The 22629-nt window shown below is 71.3% G+C and carries 1 protein-coding gene (cut by both window edges); it reads right to left on the reverse strand.

The whole window is internal to a non-ribosomal peptide synthase/polyketide synthase gene (locus QH470_RS24285) on the reverse strand: the coding sequence, 51852 nt in all, runs 18410 nt past the left edge and 10813 nt past the right edge, and what appears here is coding positions 10814–33442, spanning codon 3605 (partial) through codon 11148 (partial); reading right to left, the first codon wholly in view occupies nt 22625–22627. Both codon boundaries (start and stop) fall beyond the window edges.

Consider the following 22629-nt stretch of genomic DNA (forward strand, 5'->3'; position numbering starts at 1 on the left):
ACTGGTCACCCAGATCGGACGGCAGCACCAGCGCCACAGCCTGGCTCACCGCCGACTCCGCCAGCAACGCCGACTCGATCTCACCGAGCTCGATCCGCTGCCCCCGGAACTTCACCTGGAAGTCGGTACGCCCGATGTACTCCAGCACCCCCTGCGCATTCCACCGCACCAGGTCGCCCGTGCGGTACATGCGCTCGCCGTCCCCGAACGGGTTGGCCACGAAGCGATCCGAGGTCAGGTCCGGCCGCGCCACATACCCGCGGGCCAGCTGATCGCCCGCGAGGTACAGCTCACCCGCGACACCCGCGGGCACCGGGCGCAGGCGGGAGTCCAGGACGTAGACGCGGGAGTTCCACTGCGGCAAGCCGATCGGCACGCCCGACCGCTCGGCGCCCGTGGCGGGCCAGTAGGTGATCGAGACCGCGGCCTCGGTCGGCCCGTACAGGTTGTGCACGGCCGCGTCGGAGACCGACCGCAGCGCGGCAACGGTTTCCGGCGGCAGTGCCTCACCGATGACGAACACGTCGCGCAGCGTCGGCACCGACCCGGCCGGGGTCTGGGTGGCGAACACGGTGAGCATCGACGGCACGAAGTCGGTGACCGTGACCCGCTGCGCGGCAATGGTTTCCGCGATGTACCGCGGGTCGCGATGGCCGTCGTGGGTGGCGACGACCAGCTTCGCCCCGGCGCGCAGCGGCATGAAGTAGCCCCACAGCGACACGTCGAAGGTGGTGGCCGTCTTCTGGAAGTAGACGTCGTCGGCGCCCATCGGGTACTCGGCGAGCATCCAGCCGGTCTGGTTGTGGATCGCCGCGTGCGAGACCGCCACACCCTTCGGGCGGCCGGTCGAACCGGACGTGAAGATCACGTACGCCGGGTGCTCCGGCAGCACCGGGGCCAGCAGTTCGTCCGGCTCCACCGGGGTGCCCTCGAAGCCGTCGAGGTCCACGGTGTCCATGTGCAGCACCGGGATGTCGTCGGGCACGGGCACGGCGTCGACGGTCGTGCTGAGCACGCACACCGGCTGCGCGGTCGCCAGCACGTGCGCGATGCGCTCGGCCGGATGATCCGGATCCAGCGGCACGTAGGCGCCGCCCGCGGTGATGATCGCGTACATGCCGACCACCAGGTCCAGTGAGCGCCGGATGGCGAGGCCGACCAGCGCTTCCGGCCCGACATCCTGATAGATCAGGCGCCGCGCGAGCACGTTGACCCGCTCGTCGAATTCGCGGTAGGTCAGCTCCGCGCCCTCGAAGGACACCGCGATCCGATCCGGATGCGCGGCGACCGCGCGACGGTAGCCGTCCAGCAGCAGTTCCGGCGCGACCTCGTGACGAGTGTCGTTCCACGCCACCAGGATTCGCTCGCGCTCACCGCCGTCCAGCAGCTCGAGATCGCCCACGGGGGCCTGCGGCGCGGCGACGATCTCACCGAGCAGGCGCACGAAACGGTCCACGAAGCCCTGCACGGTGGCCGCGTCGAACAGATCGCCGGCATAGGTCAGGAAGCCGCCGATCCCGGCCGGCACACCCGACTCGTCGTAGCGGTCCGACACGATCAGATGCAGGTCGAATTGCGACTGCTGGGTGTCGAGTTCGAGCGCGGCGACGGTCAGACCCGGTAGCTCGAGCGTCGACAGCGCCAGGTTCTGGAACGACAGACCCACCTGGAACAGCGGGTGCCGCGCGGTCGAGCGTGCCGGGTTCAGCACCTCGACCAGCCGCTCGAACGGCACGTCGGCGTTCGCGAACGCCTGGAGGTCGGTCTCGCGCTGACGGGCCAGCAGGTCCGTGAACGCCTCGCCCGCGTCCACCCGGGTACGGAAGACCAGGGTGTTCATGAACATGCCGATGAGGTCGTCGAGCGCGGCCTCGCCGCGGCCCGCCATCGGGGTGCCGATCGCGATGTCGTCGGTGCCCGACAGCCGTGCCAGCAGCAGCGCCAGCGCGCTGTGCACGACCATGAACAGCGTCGCGCCCTCGGCGCGGGCCAGTTCGGCCAGCGCGCGGTGCGTGTCGGGATCGATCGCGACCTCGACCCGGCCACCGGCGAACGACTGCACCGCGGGGCGCGGCCGGTCCGACGGCAGGTCGAGCTGTTCGGGCAGGTCCGCCAGCTGCGACCGCCAGTACGAAAGCTGTTCGGCCGCCAGTGATTCCGGATCGCGCTCGCTGCCCAGCAGTTCGCGCTGCCAAATGCTGTAGTCCGCGTACTGCACGGCCAGCGGGGCCCAGCTCGGGGCCTCGCCCGCGGCGCGCGCCGCGTAGGCGGTCATCAGGTCGCGGGTCAGCGGGCCCATCGAGGATCCGTCGCCGGAGATGTGGTGGACCACCACGGCCAGCACGTAGTCGCCCGTGTCGGCGACCCGGTACGCCCGCACGCGCAGCGGCACCTCGGCCGTCACGTCGAACGGCGTCGAGAAGAACTCGATCACGGCGGTTTCGATTGCCGCCGAGTCGATCTCGTACACGGTGAGGTCCGGCGTCGCCTGTGCCGGGGACAGGATCACCTGCACCGGCTGCGGCGTGTCGGGAGCGTCGGGCGCGGTGGTCTCGGGGTAGACCGTCCGCAGCACCTCGTGGCGGGTGACCAGGTCACCGATCGCCGCTCGCAGCGCGTCGACATCCAGCTCACCGGACAGGCGCACCGCCACCGGCACGTTGTAGGCCGCCGACTGCTGATCGAACCGGTTCAGGAACCACATCCGCTGCTGCGCCAGCGACAGCGGAATCCGTTCCGGCCGTTCGACCGCCACCAGGGCCGGTCGTCCGCCCGCACCGGCGTGCTGCTCCACCTTCGCGGCCAGGCCCGCGACGGTCGACGCCTCGAACACCGTGCGCACCGGCACCTGCGCGTCGAGCGCCGCGCCGATCCGGGCCGCCACCTGGGTGGCGATCAGCGAGTTGCCGCCGAGGGCGAAGAAGTCGTCGTCCAGGCCGACCAGGTCCTGACCCAGCACCTCGGCGAAGACGCCGGCCACGATCTGCTCGATCGGGGTCGAGGGCGCGCGGAAGGCCGCGGCCTCGAACTCGGGATCCGGCAGGGCCTTGCGGTCGAGCTTGCCGTTCACGTTGAGCGGCAGGGCCTCCAGCACCACGAATGCCGAGGGCACCATGTAGGACGGCAGCGCCGCGCCGAGCGCGGACTGCACCCGCGCCACATCGATTCCGGCGTCCGCGGAGACCGGCACCAGGTACGCCACCAGCCGATCACCCAGCCGCGCATCCGACTTCGCCAGCACCGCGGTCTGCGCGACCTCGGGCAACGCCAGCAGCGCGGCCTCGATCTCACCCAGCTCGATACGGAAGCCGCGGATCTTCACCTGGAAGTCCGTGCGGCCCCGGTAATCCAGTTCGCCGTCGGCATTCCAGGCCACCAGGTCACCGGTGCGGTACATCCGGCCGCCCGCGCGGAACGGGTCGGCCACGAAGCGGTCCGCGGTCAGGTCGGGGCGGCCGAAGTAGCCGCGCGCCAGCTGCGCGCCCGCCAGATACAGCTCACCCGCGACGCCGTCCGGCACCGGATGCAGGCGCGCGTCGAGGACGTACACCTGGCTGTTCCACTCCGGCGCGCCGATCGACACCGACGCCTGATCGGCATCGGTCACGCGGTGGTTGGTGATCGACACCGCGGCCTCGGTCGGGCCGTACAGGTTGAACAGCTCGGCGTCGTTGGCGCGGCGGAACCGCTGGGCCACCGAGGCGGGCAGCGCTTCGCCGATGGCCAGCACCCGCCGCAGCGAATCCGTCAGCGCGCCACCGGATTCGGTCAGCAGCGCGTCCAGCATCGACGGCACCACGTGCAGCGTGGTCACCCGCTCGCGAGCCATCAGCTCGTCGAGGTAGGCGGGATCACGATGCCCGTCCGGCGTCGCGATCACCAGGCGACCGCCGCACACCGCGGCCGACCAGAATTCCCACACCGACAGGTCGAAGGTCGACGCGGTCTTCAGCAGCACCGCGTCGTCGCCGGTCAGGCCGAATTCGGCCGTCTTCCACTGCAACTGGTTCGCGATCGCCGCGTGCGGCACGGCCACGCCCTTCGGGCGGCCGGTCGAGCCGGAGGTGAAGATCACGTACGCGGTATTCGACGGACGCAGCGGCGCAACACGATCGGCGTCGGCGATCGGCTCGCCGGACACCTCCGACAGCTCCAGCTCGTCGATCCGGACCACATTCGGCACGGTCCCGGCGGCCGGATCGGCGGCCGCGCCCTCGGGATACGCGGCGGCCACCGCGCGCGCGTCGAAACCGCTGTCGGCGTTGGTCAGCACGCACACCGGGTCGGCGGTCTCGAGGATGTAACCCACGCGTTCGGCGGGCTGGTCCGGGTCGACCGGCACATACGCACCACCGGCCGCCGACACCGCATACATCGCCACAACCAGGTCCACCGACCGGCGGAATGCCAGCGCCACACGGGATTCCGCACCCACACCCAGTGCGATCAGGTGCCGCGCGAGGCGGTTCACCCGCTCGCTCAGCTCGGCGTAGGTGACGGTGGTCCCTTCCGGACCGACCAGCGCCACCGCGTCGCCGCGGTCGGCGACCGTCGCGTCCAGCAGCGACGGCAGCGTCGCGGAGCGGTCGGTCGCGAACCCGGTCGCGTTGCGGCCCAGCACGATTCCGGCGCGCTCGGCGTCACCGAGCAGGCCCAGCTCGCCCACCGCCGTGCGCGGCCCGGCGACGATGCCGCCCAGCAGCCGCACGAACCGGCCCACGAAGCCCTCGACCGTCTCGGCGTCGAACAGATCGCTCGCGTAGGTGAGGACGCCCTCGATGCCCGTCGGCGCACCCGACTCGTCGTACCGGTCCGACACGATCAGGTGCAGGTCGAACTGCGACAGCTGGGTGTCGAAGTCCACGCCCGACACCGTCAGTCCGGGCAGGTCCAGGGTCGACAACGCCAGGTTCTGGAACGACAGACCCACCTGGAACAGCGGGTGCCGCGCGGTCGAACGCACCGGGTTCAGCACCTCGACCAGCCGCTCGAACGGCACATCGGCGTTCGCGAACGCCTGGATGTCGGTCTCCCGCTGGCGCGCGAGGAGTTCGGTGAACGCCTCGCCGCCGTCGACCCGGCTGCGGAACACCAGGGTGTTGACGAACATGCCGATCATGTCGTCGAGCACGGCCTCGCCGCGCCCGGCGACCGGGGTACCGATCGCGATGTCCTCGGTGCCCGACAGCCGCGCCAGCAGCACCGCCAGCGCCGTGTGCACGACCATGAACAGCGTCGCGCCCTCGGAGCGCGCCAGACCCACCAGCGCGCGGTGGGTTTCGGCGTCGATCCGCACCGGCACCTTGCCACCGGCGAATGACTGCACCGCGGGCCGCGGGCGGTCCGACGGCAGATCCAGCTGGTCCGGCAGCTCCGCCAGCGCGGTCTGCCAGTAGCTGATCTGCTTGGTAGCCAGCGACTCCGGGTCTTCCTCGCTGCCCAGCAGTTCGCGCTGCCACAGGCTGTAGTCCGCGTACTGCACCGGCAGCGGCGGCCAGTTCGGGGCCTCGCCCGCGGCGCGGGTCGCGTACGCGGTCATCAGGTCGCGGGTCAGCGGGGCCACCGACGAGCCATCACCGGAGATGTGGTGCACCACCATCGCCACCACGTATTCGCGTGGGGCGGAATCGTTTCCGGTCTCCACCTCGAACAGCGCCACGCGCAGCGGCACCTCGCTGGTGACGTCGAAGATCGTCGAGGTCAGCTCGACCACGGCCGCTTCGATCTCCGCCGGGGTGACCGTGCGGACCTCCAACTCCGGAATCGCCCGCGCGACCGGCAGAATCACCTGCACCGGCGCAGACAGCGCATTGGGGGAATCGGACTCCGGCATCTCCGGATAGACCGTGCGCAGCACCTCGTGTCGCGCCACCACGTCACCGATCGCGGCGCGCAGCGCGGCCACGTCCAGCTCACCGGTCAGCCGCACCGCCATCGGCACGTTGTAGGCCGCCGACTGCTGATCGAACCGGTTCAGGAACCACATCCGCTGCTGCGCCAGCGACAGCGGGATGCGCTCGGGCCGCGGCCCGGCCACCAGTTCACGGCGGCCGGAGCCGACCTGGCTCTCCACCCGCGTGGCCAGCGCGCCCACGGTGGACGCCTCGAACAGCAGCCGCACCGGAATCCGGGTGTCGAGCGCGCTGCCGAGCCGGGCCACCACCTGGGTGGCGATCAGCGAGTTGCCGCCCAGCTCGAAGAAGTCGTCGTCCACGCCGATCGGGGTGTCGAGGCCGAGCACGGTCGCGAAGGTGTTCGCGACGATCTCCTCGATCGGGGTCGAGGCCGCCCGGAACTCCCGGACGCCGAACACCGGCTCCGGCAGTGCCCGCCGGTCGAGCTTGCCGTTCGCGCCCAGCGGCAGGGCGTCCAGCACCACGAACGCCGCCGGGATCATGTACGACGGCAGCACCGTGGCCAGGTGCGCGCGCAGGTCGGCGTCGAAGTCGGCGCCGTCGGCCACCGCTCCGGCGACCGGCACCACATAGCCCACCAGCCGCTCACCGGTGTGGCCGTCGGCGCGCACCATGGCCACCGACTGCGCCACCGCCGGGTGCGACCGCAGCGCGTGCTCGATCTCGCCCAGTTCGATGCGCAGGCCGCGCAGCTTGACCTGGAAGTCGGTGCGGCCCCGGTAGATCAGCGCGCCGTCGGCGTCGCGGACCACCAGGTCGCCCGTGCGGTACATGCGAGAACCGTGGGGCCCGAAGGGATTCGCGACGAACCGGTCGGCGGTCATGTCGGCGCGGCCGAAGTAGCCGCGGGCCAGCTGCTCGCCGGACAGATACAGCTCACCCGCGACACCGGTCGGCACCGGGTGCAGTCGCCCGTCGAGCACGTAGGCGTCGGTGTTCCACACGGGCCGCCCGATCGGCACCGCCGTCGCGACGCCGTCCGGGACCACCGCGTGGGTGGCGTTGACCGTGAATTCCGTCGGGCCGTACAGGTTGATCAGCTCGACACCGGACAGGCCCAGCCGCCGGAACGCCTCCACCGCTTCGCCGGTGAACGCCTCGCCGCCGACCAGCAGCGCGCGCAGCGAGGTCAGCGAGCCGGGGTCGGCCGTGGTGGCGAACACCGTCAGCAGCGACGGCACGAACGACGCCAGCGTGATCCGCTCCGCGGGGATCACCTCGGACAGGTACGCGGTGTCGCGATGCCCGTCGGGCACGGCGATCACGGTCCGCGCGCCGATCAGCAACGGCGCCAACGGTTCCCAGACCGAGGCGTCGAAGGTGGCCGGAGTCTTGTACAGCGCCACATCGTCGGCGGTGATGCCGAATTCGGTGATGAGCCAGCGCATCTGGTGGTACAGCGCGGCGTGCGAGATGCCGACGCCCTTCGGGCGGCCGGTGGATCCCGAGGTGAACAGCACGTAGGCCAGGTGCTGCGGGCGCAGCGGGGCCGTCCGCTCGGCATCGGCGAGCGGGGCGTCCGAGTATCCGGACAGGTCCAGCTCGTCGACGACCAGGGCGGGCAGGTCACCGCTGTCGAACCCGTCGCGCGAGGTGGTGAGCACGCATGCCGGAGTGGCGGTTTCGAGCACGTACGCGACGCGCTCGGCGGGCTGGTCCAGATCCAGCGGGACATAGGCGCCACCGGCCTGCAGCACCGCGTGGATCGCGACGACCAGGTCCAGCGACCGCCGCAGTCCCAGCGCCACCCGCACGTCGGGGCCGACTCCGGCCTCGATCAGCTTGCGGGCCAAGCGGTTCACGCGAGCACCGAACTCGGCGTAGGTCAGCGACACCGGCTCGACGGCCAGGCCGGATTCGGCGGTTCCGGCCGACCGGTCCACGATCGCGATCGTGTCCGGGGTCGCCCGCACCTGGGCGACGAACGATTCGACCACCGAGGCAACCGGGTCGAGCCGGCGCTCCACGCCGTTCCAGCCGCGCAGCTGCCGCGCCGCCTCCGGCGCGTCGAGCAGCGGCAGATCGCCTACCGGCCGGTCCGGCATGGTGGTGACGGCCTTCAGCAGCCGCACGAACCAGTGGCCGAACCGCGCGACGGTCTCGGCGTCGAAAAGGTCGGTGGCGTACACGAACTTGGCCGTGATGCCCGCCGGCACGGCGGTCCCGTTGCCGTCCGGCTCCGGGGCCCGCATCCGCTCGGTGAGTTCCACCGCGAGATCGAATTTCGCCGTCTCGATGGGCAATTCGAGCCCGCCGACGGTCAGGCCCGGCAGCTCGAGGGTGATCTGGCGGGTGTTCTGCAGCGACAGCATCACCTGGAACAGCGGGTTACGCGCCTGCGACCGCCGCGGATTCAGGATCTCGACCAGCCGCTCGAACGGCAGATCGGCGTTGCCGAAGGCCGCGATGTCCTCGGCGCGCACGGTCTGCAGCAGATCGGTGAACGTGGTGGCGCCGTCGATCTCGGTGCGCAGCACCAGCGTGTTGACGAACATGCCGATCATGTCGTCGAGCGCCCGCTCGCCACGCCCCGCGACCGGGGTGCCGATCGCGATGTCGGACTCGCCGCTCAACCGCGACAGCAGCACCGCCAGCGCGGCGTGCACGACCATGAACAGCGTGCCGCCCCGGCTGCGCGCGAATTCGGCAAGGTTGGCCTGGATCTCGGCGTCGATGTCGAAGGTGTGCACCGCGCCCCGCCCGGAGGCGACCGCCGGACGCGGCCGGTCCGAAGGCAGGTCCAACTGCTCCGGCACACCGCGCAGCGCGCGGGTCCAGAACGAGATCTGCTGGGAGATCAGCGATTCCGGGTCGTCCTCGGAACCCAGCACATCGCGCTGCCACAGCGCGAAGTCGGCGTACTGCACCTCGAGCGGCTGCCACGCGGGCTCGCCGCCGTCGACGCGGGCGCTGTAGGCGGTCATCACGTCGCGGGCGAACGGGCCCATGGAGAAGCCGTCCGCGGAGATGTGGTGCACCACGATCGCCAGCACGTGCTCGGTCGGGCTCACCTCGAACAGCCCCGCCCGGAACGGCACCTCGACGGTGACGTCGAAGCCGGTCAGCAGCAGCTCCGAAAGCCGCAGCGGCAGTTCGTTCTCCGTGACATCGATCGGCGTCAGGTCCGGGATCACCCGGCCCGTCGCCACGACCTCCTGGAACGCCTCGCCGTCGATCTCGGGGTACATGGTCCGCAGCGATTCGTGCCGCGCCAGCACATCGGCGACCGCGATCTGCAGCGCCTGCCGGTCGAGCAGTCCGGACAGCCGCACCACCACGGGAATGTTGTCGACGGCCGAGCCGGGATCGAAGCGGTTGAGGAACCACATGCGCTGCTGCGCCAGCGACAGCGGCAGCCGCTCGGGGCGCGGCTGCGCGGTCAACGGCTTGCGCATGCCGGCGCCCGAGGGCGACTCGGCGCGGGCCGCCAGCGCGGCGACCGTGGACGCCTCGAAGATCTCGCGCACCCCGAGCTGAGTGTTCAGCGCCGAGGACAACCGCGCCGCCACCTGGGTGGCGATCAGCGAGTTGCCGCCGAGGGCGAAGAAGTCGTCGTCCAGACCGACCCGCTCCAGGCCCAGCACCTCGGCGAAGGTGCCGGCCACGATCTCCTCCACCGGCGTGGTGGGCGCCCGGAAGGTGGCCGCCTCGAACACCGGCGCGGGCAGCGCGCGGCGGTCGAGCTTGCCGGAGGCGTTGAGCGGCAGGGCGTCGAGCACGAGCACCACCGAGGGCACCATGTAGGCGGGCAGCCGCTGCCCGAGGTCCTCGCGCACGGTCTCGACATCGATCGAATAGCCGGATGCCGCAACGACATAGCCGACCAGCTGATCGCCGGTGTGCTGATCGCTGCGCACCACCACGACCGCCTGCGCGACCTCGTCCAGCGCGGTCAGCGCGGCCTCGATCTCGCCCAGCTCGAGGCGCTGGCCGCGCAGCTTCACCTGGAAGTCGGTGCGGCCCAGGTACTGCAGCTCGCCGTCGGCGTTCCACATCACCAGGTCACCGGTGCGGTACATGCGGGAACCGGTGGGGCCGAACGGGTTCGCGACGAAACGGTCGGCCGTCAGGTCCGTGCGGGCCACGTAGCCGCGGGCCAGCTGATCGCCCGCGAGGTACAGCTCACCCGCGATGCCCACCGGAACCGGCCGCAGCCGCGCGTCGAGCGCGTAGACCCGGGTGTTGAACACAGGTCGCCCGATCGGCACCGACTCGATATCGGCGTCGACGACCTCGTGATAGGTGACGTCGACGGCCGCCTCGGTCGGGCCGTACAGGTTGTGCACCTCGGCGCCGGTCAGCTCGCGCAGACGATGCGCCGATCGCGGCGTGAGCGCCTCACCCGAGGCGAACACCAGGCGCAGGTTCAGGCCCTCGCGCTCCGGCCCATCGTCATCCCGGCCCTCCGACCAAACGTCATCCCGGCGTGCTTCTGGCCGGGATCCACCGGTGGATTCCGGCCAAGAGCGTGCCGGAATGACGGGGCTGGATTCCAATTCCGTGACGAACACGGTCAGCATGGACGGGACGAAGTGGGTCACCGTCACGCCCTCGGCGGCGATCAGCTCCGCCAGGTAGGCCGGGTCGCGGTGGCCGTCCGGCCGGGCGACCGCCAGCCGGGCGCCGATCTGCAAGGGCCAGAAGAACTCCCACACCGACACGTCGAAGGTGGCGGGGGTCTTCTGGAGGACGACATCGTCCGCGGTGAGCCCGTACTCCGACTGCATCCACACCAGGCGGTTCACGATCGCCGCGTGCGAGACGGCCACGCCCTTGGGCCGTCCGGTGGAGCCGGAGGTGAAGATCACGTAGGCCGTGTTCTCCGGCCGCAGCGCCGCGCGGCGGTCGGCATCGCTGATCGGCGCGGCCGAATACCCGGACAGGTCCAGCAGGTCGATGCGGACCTGGGCGGTGTCGGTGGCCAGGTCCTCGTCGGAGGTGAGCACGCACACCGGGTCGGCGGTGGCCAGGATGTACTGCGTGCGCTCGGCCGGATGGTCCGGATCCAGCGGCACGTAGGCGCCACCGGCCAGCGTCACCGCGTACATGCCGACCACCAGATCGGCGGAGCGCCGCATGCCCAGGGCCACCAGGGTCTCCGGGCCCACGCCGCGCTCGATCAGCCAGCGTGCCAGTTTGTGTGCGCGCGTGGCGAATTCGGCATAGGACAGAGTTGTCCCCTCGAACGTCACCGCGGTCGCGTCCGGCGTGCGTTCGGCCTGCTCGGCGAACATGGCGGGCAGGGTCGCGTTCGGCACCGAGGCGTCCGCGAGCGCGGCCGCGAGATCGAAATCGGTGGCGTTCCAGCGCGCCACGATCCGCTCCCGCTCGGCGGTCTCGAGCAGTTCGATGCCGCCCACCGGGGCGTCGGGATCGGCGGTGATCGCGGTGAGCACCCGCACCAGCCGGTCGGCGACGCGGCGCACCGTGTCCTCGTCGAACAGGTCGCGCAGGTAACCGGCGCGGATCCGCAGCTGCGCGTCGAGCTGCACGATCAGCGTCAGCGGATAGTGCGTGGCGTCGGTGGCGTCCAGGCCGGTGACCGCCATGCCGTCGATGTCGGCGGCCTGCCGCTGGATGCCCTCGGCGTCGACGGGGTAGGACTCGAACACCACCAGGGTGTCGAACAGTCCGCCGACACCCGCGGCGGCCTGGATCTCCGCCAGCCCCACGTAGTGGTGGTCCAGCAGGTCCGCCTGCTGGCCCTGGGTGCGCACCAGCAGTTCCCGCGCCGACTCCGACTCGTCGAAACGCACGCGCACCGGCACCGTGTTGATGAACAGGCCGACCATGGACTCCACGCCGGACAGCTGCGGCGGCCGGCCGGACACGGTGGTGCCGAACAGCACGTCGTAGCGACCGGTCCAGCGGCCCAGCAGGATTCCCCACGCCGCCTGCAGCACGGTGTTCGCGGTGACGCCCAGGTCGGCGGCCAGCGCCGTGAGCCGGGCGGTGGTCGCCTCGTCGAGTTCGAAGAGGTATTCACCCGACAGCGCGGTGATCTCGCGCCCGGCGTCCGGCCGGGTCAGCAGCGTCGGCTCGGACACGCCGGACAGGGCATGCGCCCACGCCGCGACCGAGGCCGAATGATCCTGCTGCGCAATCCATTCCAGGAAGTGCCGGTAGGAGCGCACGGCCGGCAGCGCGCCGGTGTCGCCGCGAGTGGCGTACAGCACCAGCAGATCCCGCATCAGCAGCGGCATCGACCAGCCGTCGAGCAGGATGTGATGGTTCGAGACGGCCAGCTGCCAGCGGTCCGTCGCCACCTGGATCAGGGTGAACCGGATCAGCGGCGGTTCGGTGAGGTCGAACCGGTTCATCCGGTCGGCCTCGACCAGATCGCTCGCGTCGCCGGTGGCCCGGCGGTCGAATTCCGCCCACGCCACCTCGACGTTGTTCAGCACCAGCTGGACCGGGTTGCCGTCGGAGTCGGTGACGAAGGCCGTGCGCAGATTCTCGTAGCGGTCGACGAGAGCCTGTGCGGCCGAACGCAACCGGGCCGCGTCGAGGCGTCCGGTCAGCGTCAGCACCGCCTGCGCGGTGTACACGTCGACCGACGCCGCGGCCAGCTGCGCGTGGAACTGCAGGCCCGCCTGCAGCGGCGACAGCGGCCACACCTCGCGCAGGGCCGGGAAGCGCTGCTCCCAGCCGTCGATGTCGCGCTGCCCGACCCGCACCAGCGAGAAGTCCGACGGGGTGTGCCCACCGGCCTCGGCCGAATCGGCATGGCGCGCCACGGCTTCCAGCGCCGTCACCCACAACCGGCCGAACTCGGCGACCTCGGCCTCGCTCAGCAGCGTTGTCGGGTAACCGATATTGGCCGACAGCTGGTCGCCGACCACGATGGCGTTGATGTCCAGCGGCGCCATCACGGGCATGTCGGCGTCGTAGCCGCCGCCGAGCGCGCCGAGTTCGGCCGCGGGAATCCAGCCGAAGCCGCGCATCGCCTCGGGCACCGCGCCCTCGGCGACCCGGCCCAGGTAGTTGAAGCTCACCTGGCCGGGCAGCTGCTCGGGCAGCCGGGCCGCGGTCTCGGGGTTCAGGTAGCGCAGCAGGCCGTAGCCCAGGCCCTTGTCCGGGACCGCGAGCAGCTGCTCCTTGATGGCCTTGACCGCCGGGCCCATGGCCGGGCCGCCGGTCAGCGCCGCGTCGATGTCGATGTCGGACAGGTCGAATCGCACCGGGAAGATCGCGGTGAACCAGCCGACCGTGCGGGACAGGTCCGCGCCGGGCACCACGTCCTCTTCGCGGCCGTGGCCCTCCATCCGGACCAGTACCGAGTCACCGGCGCCGGAGGCGACACGGCTCGCCCGCCACTTCGCCACCGCCAGCGCCAGCGCGGTCACCAGACCGTCGTTGACACCGCCGTGGAACAGCTCGGGCACGGTGTTCAGCAGGGCGCGGGTGGTCTCGGCCGACACCTCGACCCGATGCCGCTCGAGCACGCCGGACACGTCGACGGCCGGATCGAGCGGCCGCTCGGTGAGCAGCGGGTCGGGTCCGTCGACCACCGCGCGCCAGCGGTCCAGCTCGGCGCCGCGCTCGGCCGCCTGCCGCTCCAGCGCGTGCGCCCAGGTGCGCATGCTGGTGGCGGGCGCGGCGAGTTCCGGTGTCTGGCCGGACGACAGCTGTCCCCAGGCCGCCACGAAGTCCGGCACCAGGATGCGCCACGACACACCGTCGATGACGAGGTGGTGGGCGATCACGACGAGACGACCGGAACGATCGGCCGTGCTCGGCGCCAGCCACACGAACCGGATCACCACGCCCGCTTCGGGATCCAGCCGGTCCAGCGCGGAATCCAGTGCGGCGGAGGCGATCTCGAACAGCTCGGCGTCGTCGGCGGCGGCGTCGAACTCGACCCGCTCGAGCAGCGCGTCGATGTCGACGGTGCCCGGCGCGGCGGTCTCCACGATCCATTCCGCGCCCGCGTGCCGGCGCAGCCGCGCCCGCAGCATGTCGTGGCGATCCACGACCGCGGCGATCGTCGAGGCGATACCGGCGCGGTCGATGCCGACCGGAAGTTCCAGTGCCAGCGTCTGATTGAAGCGGCCGAACGAGCCCGGCCGCTCCACCATGAACCGCACCACCGGGGTGAGCGGCATGGTGCCGACGCCGCCGCCGGGCAGCTCGGCCAGCACCGGCTTGGCATCGCCGGTCGCGCTGCCGGTTTCGGCGACGCTCGCCAGCCCGGCGACGGTGCGCTGCTCGAAAACGTCACGCGGCGTGAAGATGACGCCGCGCGCCTTGGCCCGAGACACCAGCTGGATCGAGACGATGCTGTCGCCGCCGAGGGCGAAGAACGAGTCGTCTACGCCGACCCGCTGCGTACCGAGCACCTCGGCGAAGACCTCGGCGATGGTCCGTTCCAGCGGCGTGCGCGGCGCGCGGAACTCCGCCTCGGTCTCGAAGACCGGTTCCGGCAGCGCCCGGCGGTCCAGCTTGCCGACCGGGGTCAGCGGGATGCTGTCGAGCACCATGATCGAGGAGGGCACCATGTAGGTCGGCACCCGCTCCTCGAGGTGCGCCTTCAGGTCCGCGGTGTCGATCGAACGGCCCGGCGCCGCAACCACATACGACACCAGCACGACCGCGCCCGCGACGTTCTTGTGCCCGATGGTGGTGGCGAAGTCGACGGCCTCGTGCGCGGTCAGCGCGGTGTCGATCTCGCCCAGTTCGATGCGGAAACCGCGCACCTTCACCTGGAAGTCGGAGCGGCCGACGTATTCCAGGCGGTATTCGGTGTGACCGGCGGGACGCGGCCGCGAGGTCCAGCGCACCACGTCACCGGTGCGGTACATCCGCTCACCCGGCACGAACGGGTTCGCGACGAAGCGGTCGGCGGTCAGCGCGGCGCGCGCGTGGTAACCGCGCGTGACCTGAATGCCGGCGACGTACAGCTCACCGGCTACCCCGTCGGGCACCGGCTGCAACCGGTTGTCCAGCACCAGCGACCGCATGCCGCGGTTGGGTCCGCCCATGGTGAGCGCGTCGCCGGGCAGCAGCGGCTCGCCGATATTGACCACGATGGTGGTCTCGGTCGGGCCGTAGATGTTGTGGAACGCGCGGACCACGCCGCTGTCACCGAGCGGCACGGCCCACTTCGCCAGCAGCTCGGGCGAATACGCCTCGCCGCCGACCGCCAGCACCCGCAGGCTGTCCAGGTTGTGCGGCTCCAGCGTCGCCAGCGCCGCGGGGGTGATGAACAGGTGGGTGACCTGCTCGCGCCGGATCAGCTCGTACAGCTCCTCGCCGCCGAACACGCCGGTCGGGACGATCACCAGGGCGCCACCGGGCCCCACGGCGAGCAGCAGCTCCATGATCGACGCGTCGAAGCTCGGCGAGGAGAAATGCAGTGTGCGCGAATCGGAGTCGAGCTCGTACCGCGCCACCTGCTCGGCGCTGAAGTTGGCCAGACCGGCGTGCGGCACCACGACGCCCTTGGGCACACCGGTGGAACCGGAGGTGTAGATGACGTACGCGAGGTTGTGCGGACGCAGCGGCCGCACTCGATCCTCGTCGGTCACGGCCGCGGCGGCGTGGGCGTCCAGATCCAGGTCCTCGAGCACCAGCCACTCGACCGAATCCGGCAGCTGATCGCGCACGGAGGCCACGGTCAGACCGACCGGCGAGCCCGAGTCGGTGAGCATGTGCTCGATGCGGTCGGACGGATAGGTCGGGTCGATCGGCAGGAACGCCGCACCCGACTTGGTCACCGCCCACTCGGCGAAGTAGGAGTCCGCCGATCGCGGCACCGCGATCGCCACCAGGTCCTCGGTGCCGATGCCGCGCTCGATCAGCAAGCGCGCCAAGCGGTTCGACCGCTGATCCAGCTCGCCGTAGGACAGCCGGGCGCCCTGGAACACCACGGCCGTCGCCGCCGGATCGCGGGAGACCGCGGCGGCCAGCAGCTCGGGCAGCGTGCGCGCCGGGACCGCGGGGCCGCCGGTGCGCGCCACCACGTCCGCGCGCTCGGTGGCGTCCAGGATGTCGATGGCGCCGACCGCGATCTCCGGATCGGCCGCGACCGACTCCAGCACCCGCTGCCAGCGCGTCACGATGGCGTCGGCCGTCGACTCGTCGAACAGCTCCGTCGCGTAGGTCAGCGCCAGCGCCATGCCGTTCGCCGCGGTCTGGTCCGAGAGCGTGAACTGCAGGTCGAAGCGGGCGATGTTCTCCTCGAGATCCAGCGCCGACACGGTCAGGCCGGGCAGGTCCAGCGTCGGCCGTTCCATATTCTGGAACGACAGCGCCACCTGGAACAGCGGGTTGCGAGCCTGCGAGCGCTCCGGCGCCAGCAGGTCCACCAGTCGCTCGAAGGGCACGTCGGCGTTGCCGAAGGCCTCCAGGTCGGTGTGGCGCACCCGGTCCAGCAGCGCGGTGAACGGCTCGGCCGCCTCGATCCCCGTGCGCAGCACCAGGGTGTTGACGAACATGCCGACCAGATCGTCGAGCGCGGCCTCGCCGCGGCCCGCGATCGGCGTGCCGACGGCGATGTCGTCACCACCGGACAGCCGCGCCAGCAGCACCGCCAGCGCGCTGTGCATCACCATGAACAGCGACGAACCCCGTTGCCGGGCAACATCTTCCAGCTTGGATACCAGCTCCGGCGACAGGCTGCGGTGCAGCGTCGCGCCGCGGTGGGACGCGACGGCGGGCCGCGGCCGGTCGGCCGGCAGGGTCAGCTCGTCCGGGATCCCGTCCAGCGCGCGCTGCCAGTAGCCGACCTGCGCGGCCAGCAGCGACTGCGGATCGTCCTCGGATCCCAGCACCTCGCGCTGCCACATCGCGAAGTCGGCGTACTGCACCGGCAGCGGCGCCCAGCCCGGGGCCGTGCCCTGGGTGCGCGCGGTGTAGGCGGTCAGGACGTCGCGGGCCAGCGGGCCCATCGAGAAGCCGTCGGCCGCGATGTGGTGCACCACGACCACGAGCACGTGTTCGTCCTGCACCTGCCCGGTGGCGCCGTCGGTCTCGACCCGGAACAGCCGGGCCCGCAGCGGCACCTCCTCGGCGACGTCGAAGCCGTCCGAGGCGAATTCGCCTGCCGCGCGGGCGAGTTCGCTCTCCGCGATCGGGTACGCCAGCAGGTCCAACGCGATCTGCTCGGCGGGGACGGTCACCTGGGTGGCGGCGCCGTCCTGCTCCGGGTAGCGGGTGCGCAGCGACTCGTGCCGCCGCACCACGTCGAAGATGGCCAACTTCAGTGCGGCGCTGTCCAATTCGCCGGACAGCCGGATCGCCAGCGGCAGGTTGTAGGCCGAGGACGAGGTGTCGTACTGGTTGAGGAACCACATGCGCTGCTGCGCGAACGACAGCGGCACCGGCTGCGTCGCCGAGCGCTCCCGCGCCACCAGGCGCGGGCGGGACTCGCCGCCGGTGTGCGACTCCAGCCGCGCCGCCAGCGCCTCCACGGTCGGGGCCTCGAACAGCGCGCGCACCGCGACGGAGATGCCCAGTTCGGTGCCGATTCGCGCGACCACACGGGTGGCGCTCAGCGAGTTGCCGCCGAGCGCGAAGAAGTCGTCGTCCAGGCCGACCCGGGCGAGTTCCAGCACGTGCGCGAAGACCGCGGCCACCGTCTCCTGCACCGGCGTCTCCGGCGCCCGGAAGGCGCGGGCCTGCACGGCCGGTGCGGGCAGCGCGCGACGATCCAGTTTTCCGTTGACGGTCAACGGGATCCGGTCCAGCACCACGAACGCCGAGGGCACCATGTAGGACGGCAGATCCGCGGCGGCGCCGTCGCGGACGGCCTCGAGTTCCAGCGCGGTGTCGCGATCGGGCACCAGGTAGGCGACGATGCGCTGGTCGCCGGGCTGGTCCTCGCGGACGATCACGGCGGCCTGCGCCACGCCCGGCTGGGCCAGCACCGCGGCCTCGATCTCGCCGAGTTCGATGCGGAAGCCGCGGACCTTCACCTGATCATCGGCGCGGCCGAGGTATTCCAGCTCGCCGCGGCGGTTCCAGCGCGCCACGTCGCCGGTGCGGTACAGCACCGACCCGGAGTCGTCCGCGTCGCCCGCGAAGGGGTTCGCCACGAAGCGGGCGGAGGTCAGATCCGCGCGCCCCAGATAACCGCGGGACAGCTGCGGTCCGGCGACGTACATCTCCCCGGCCACGCCGACCGGCACCGGGCGCAATCGGTTGTCCAGCACGTAGACCCGCAGCCCGGCGATCGCCCGGCCGACCACGCTGCCGGTGGCGGCGGCGATGGTGGCGGCGTCCAGCGCGCGGTAGGACACATGCACCGTGGTCTCGGTGATGCCGTACATGTTGACCAGTCGCGGCACCGAATCACCGTGGCGGGCAACCCAATCGGCGAGACGGCGCAGCTCCAGCGCCTCACCGCCGAAGACGACGTAGCGCAGCGACAGCGGCCGCAGCTCGGAGTCCGGGTGGTAGGACTGCTCCTCGGCGAGTTCGGCGGCGGCCAGCTGGTAGAACGCCGACGGGGTCTGGTTGAGCACCGTGACCCGTTCGCGGCGCAGCAGTTCCAGGAACTGCTCCGGCGAGCGGGAGGTGTAGTAGTCGACCACCACGAGGGTGCCGCCGAACAGCAGCGGGCCCCACAGCTCCCACACCGAGAAGTCGAAGGCGTAGGAGTGGAACATCGTCCACACGTCGCCGGGGCCGAATCCGAATTCGCGATCGGTATTGGCGAACAGCCGCACCACGTTCCGATGCTCGACCGCGACGCCCTTGGGGCGGCCGGTCGATCCGGAGGTGTAGATGACGTAGGCGATGTTCTTCGCGGTCAGCGGCGCGATCCGGTCGGCGTCGGTGATCGGGCCCTCGCCCGCGTCGACGACATCCGGCACGTCCATGCCGAAGTCGTCCATGAGGACGCGCGGCAGCCCTGGCGGCAACTCGACATCCACACTGCTGTCGATGATCACGCTCGCGGGCGCGGAGTCCGCGAGCACGTAGGCGATGCGGTCGGCCGGGTTGTTCGGGTCGACGGGCACATAGCCCGCACCGGTCTTGATCACCGCGAGCAGCGCGACCACCAGATCGGCCGAGCGCGGCAGCAGCACCGCGACCAGCGTCTCCGGTCCCGCGCCGTCCTCGATCAACCTGCGCGCCAGCTGATTCGCGCGCTGGTCCAGCGACGCGTAGGTGACCCGGTCGTCGCCGAAGGTGACGGCGACCCGGTCGGAGTGCGCGGCCACGGCGGCGTCGAACAGGTCCGACAGGGTCGCGGTGCGATCGTCGAAACGCCCGCTCTGCCCGTCTTTTCCGGAGGAGACCCAGCGCTGCGAGACGTCCAGCCGCTCGGCCTCGCCGAGCAGGTCGATATCGCCGACGACCGCGGCCGGATCCTCGGCGATGCTGCGCAGGATCCGCACGAAGCGGTCGGTGAACGCGGTGATCGTCTCGGGGTCGAACAGATCGGTGGCGTAGTTCCACGACAGCGCCAGATCGCTGCCGGTAGCCGCCGAGCCGACCGTCAGCTGCACATCGAATTTCGCTGTGCCCGCGTCGAATTCGACCACCTCGAGGTCGAGTCCGGGCAGCGCGACGCGGGCGGCGTCCTGCTGCCCGGCCGCCTCGAAGGTCAGCGCGACCTGGAACAGCGGGTGGTGCGCCTGCGAGCGCACCGGGCTCAGCACGTCGACCAGCTGCTCGAACGGCACGTCGGCGTGCGCGAACGCGGCCAGGTCGGTGCGGCGGACCTCATCGAGCAGTTCGGTGAAGCTCGCGCCGGGGCGCACCTCGGTACGCAGCACCAGCGTGTTGACAAACATGCCGATCAGGTCGTCGAGGGCGCGCTCGCCGCGGCCCGCGATCGGGGTGCCGATGGCGACGTCGGCGCTGCCGGCCTGGCGCGCGGCCCAGGTCGCCAGGGCCGCGTGCATCAGCATGAACAGCGTCACGCCGCGCGAACGGGCCAGTTCCACCAGTGCCGTGTGCAGTTCGCCGTCGATCGAGAACTCGTGCGTGGCACCGGCATTGGAGGCGACCTCGGGCCGCGGCCGGTCGGTGGGCAGCTCCAGCTGATCGGGCAGATCGCGCAATTGCTCGGTCCAGTAGGCGATCTGGCGGGCCGCCTGGGACTGTGGGTCGCGCTCGTCGCCGAGCACCTCGCGCTGCCACAGCGCGTAGTCGGCGTACTGCACCTCGAGCGGCGCCCACTGCGGGACCTCGCCCTGCGCGCGGGCGGTGTAGGCGGCGACGATGTCGCGCAGCAGCGGCCGCAGCGAGAAGCCGTCGGCGCTGATGTGGTGGGCCACCAGCACCATCACGTGCTCGCCCGGGGCCGTCGTGAGCAGCGTGGCCCGGAACGGCAGATCGCGGGTGACATCGAAGAACACCCCGGCGAGCGCGGCCACCCGGGCGGGCAGCTCGTCCGCCGCGACGGTCTCGGTGGCGAGGTCGAACGCCGCCTCGCCGACGGACAGCACGCGCTGGTAGCCGACGCCCTCCACCTCGGGGTAGACGGTGCGCAGCGACTCGTGCCGGGCGAGCACGTCCCGCACGGCGGCGGCGAACGCCGCCACGTCGAGCTCGCCGCTCATCCGGACCGCGGTCGGGATGTTGTTGACCGCGGTGCGGCTGTCGAACCGGTTCAGGAACCACATCCGCTGCTGTGCGGGCGACAGCGGCACCAGCCGCGCCTGCTCACCACCGGGCAGCAGCACCGGCTGGGGGCGCTGCCGCGCGGTGAGCGGAGTCCGGCCGCCCTGTCCCGCATGCGATTCCACGCGCGCCGCGAGCGTGACCACGGTCGAGGCCTCGAACAGCAGGCGCACCGGCACCTCGGTGTCGAGGGCCGCGCCGAGGCGGGCGGCGACCTGGGTGGCGATCAGCGAGTTGCCGCCCAGTTCGAAGAAGTCGTCGTCGAGACCGACCCGCTCCAGCCCGAGCAGTTCGCCGATGGTGTCGGCCACGGCCTGCTCGGCCGGGGTGACCGGCGCGCGGAACACCTTGGCCGCGAAGGTCGGCGCGGGCAGCGCCCGGCGATCCAGCTTGCCGGAGGCGTTCAGCGGGAACTCGTCCAGCACCACGAACGCCGTCGGCACCATGTACGCCGGAAGGCGCTGAGACAGTTCGGTTTTCACCGATTCCGTAGCGATCGACGTGCCCGCGACGGGCACCAGGTAGGCCACCAGCTGGTCACCGGCGCGCTCGTCGGCGCGCACCACGACCACCGCCTGGGCGACCGATTCGAGAGCGGTCAGCGCCGACTCGATCTCGCCCAGTTCGATGCGCTGGCCGCGCAGCTTCACCTGGAAGTCGGTGCGGCCCAGGTATTCCAGCTCACCGGCGGGGGTCCACACCACCAGGTCGCCGGTGCGGTACAGGCGTTCACCGTCGCCGAACGGACTGGCGACGAATCGGTCGGCGGTCAGGTCCGGACGTGCCACGTAACCGCGCGCCAGCTGCGCGCCCGCCAGATACAGCTCACCCGCGACACCCACGGGGACCGGCTGCAACCGGTCGTCGAGCACGTAGACCTTGGTGTTGAACACCGGCGCGCCGATCGGCACCGAGCCGGTGTCGGCGTCGGTGACCTCGTGATACGTCACGTCGACGGCGGCCTCGGTCGGGCCGTACAGGTTGTGCAGGCGCGCGCCGGTCAGCTCGCGCAGCCGCTGCGCGGTGGCGGCGGGCAGCGCCTCACCGGAGGCGAAGACGTTGCGGAGCTTCAGCTCCCGGTCATCCCGACGGAACTCCAGGTCCCCGTCGGCAGACAGCTGGCTCACGAAGATCGCCAGCATCGACGGCACGAAGTGGGTGACCGTGACGCCCTCGGCCGCGATGAGGTCGGCCAGGTAGACCGGGTCGCGGTGGCCGTCGGGCTTGGCCACCACCAGCCGGGCGCCGACCTGCAAGGGCCAGAAGAACTCCCACACCGACACGTCGAAGGTCGCCGGGGTCTTCTGCACCACCACGTCGTCGGCGGCCAAGCCGTACTGGGCGTGCATCCACACCAGGCGGTTGACGATGGCCGCGTGGCTCACCGCCACGCCCTTCGGGCGGCCGGTCGAACCGGACGTGAAGATCACGTACGCGGTGTTCGACGGGTACAGCGGCGCCACGCGATCGGCGTCGGTGAGCGGCCCGTCCGCGAATTCGTCCAGCTCCAGCCGGTCGATCTCCACCGCGCGGTCGTCGCTCGGCAGGTCGGCCGCGTCACGCGAGGTGGTCAGCACCCGCACCGGCCGGGCCGTGTCGAGGATGTAGCGGGTCCGGTCGGCGGGGTGGTCCGGGTCCAGCGGCACGTACGCGCCACCGGCCGCGGTCACCGCGTACATGCCGACGACCAGCTCGATGGAGCGCCGCATGCCCAGGGCGACAAGCGATTCCGGCCCGACACCGGCGTCGATCAGCCAGCGCGCCAGCCGGTGCACCCGGGCGGCGAACTCGGCGTAGGACAGACTTGTCCCCTCGAACGTCACCGCGGTCGCCTCGGGACCGCGCGCCACCTGGGCCTCGAACAGCGACACCAGGGTCGCGGCGGCGTCGTCGGAGACCCGCGGCAGCGCCGCGTCCAGCGGGAACTCGGTGTCGTTCCAGTACCGCAGCACCAGGGTGTGCTCGGTGGCGTCGAGCAGTTCCAGATCGCCGACGCGCAGGGTCGGGTCGGCGGCGACGCTGTTCAGCACGCGCAGGAACCGCTGCACGAAGGTCTCGGCGAACTCCGCGTCGAAAAGGTCTGCGGCATAGACGAGTTCGGCGTCCATCGCGGCGGCGTCGCCGACCTGCTCGGACAGCG

Origin of the sequence: Nocardia wallacei (assembly GCF_029868745.1) — a bacterium.
In the GTDB taxonomy this organism is placed as follows: Bacteria; Actinomycetota; Actinomycetes; order Mycobacteriales; family Mycobacteriaceae; genus Nocardia; species Nocardia wallacei_B.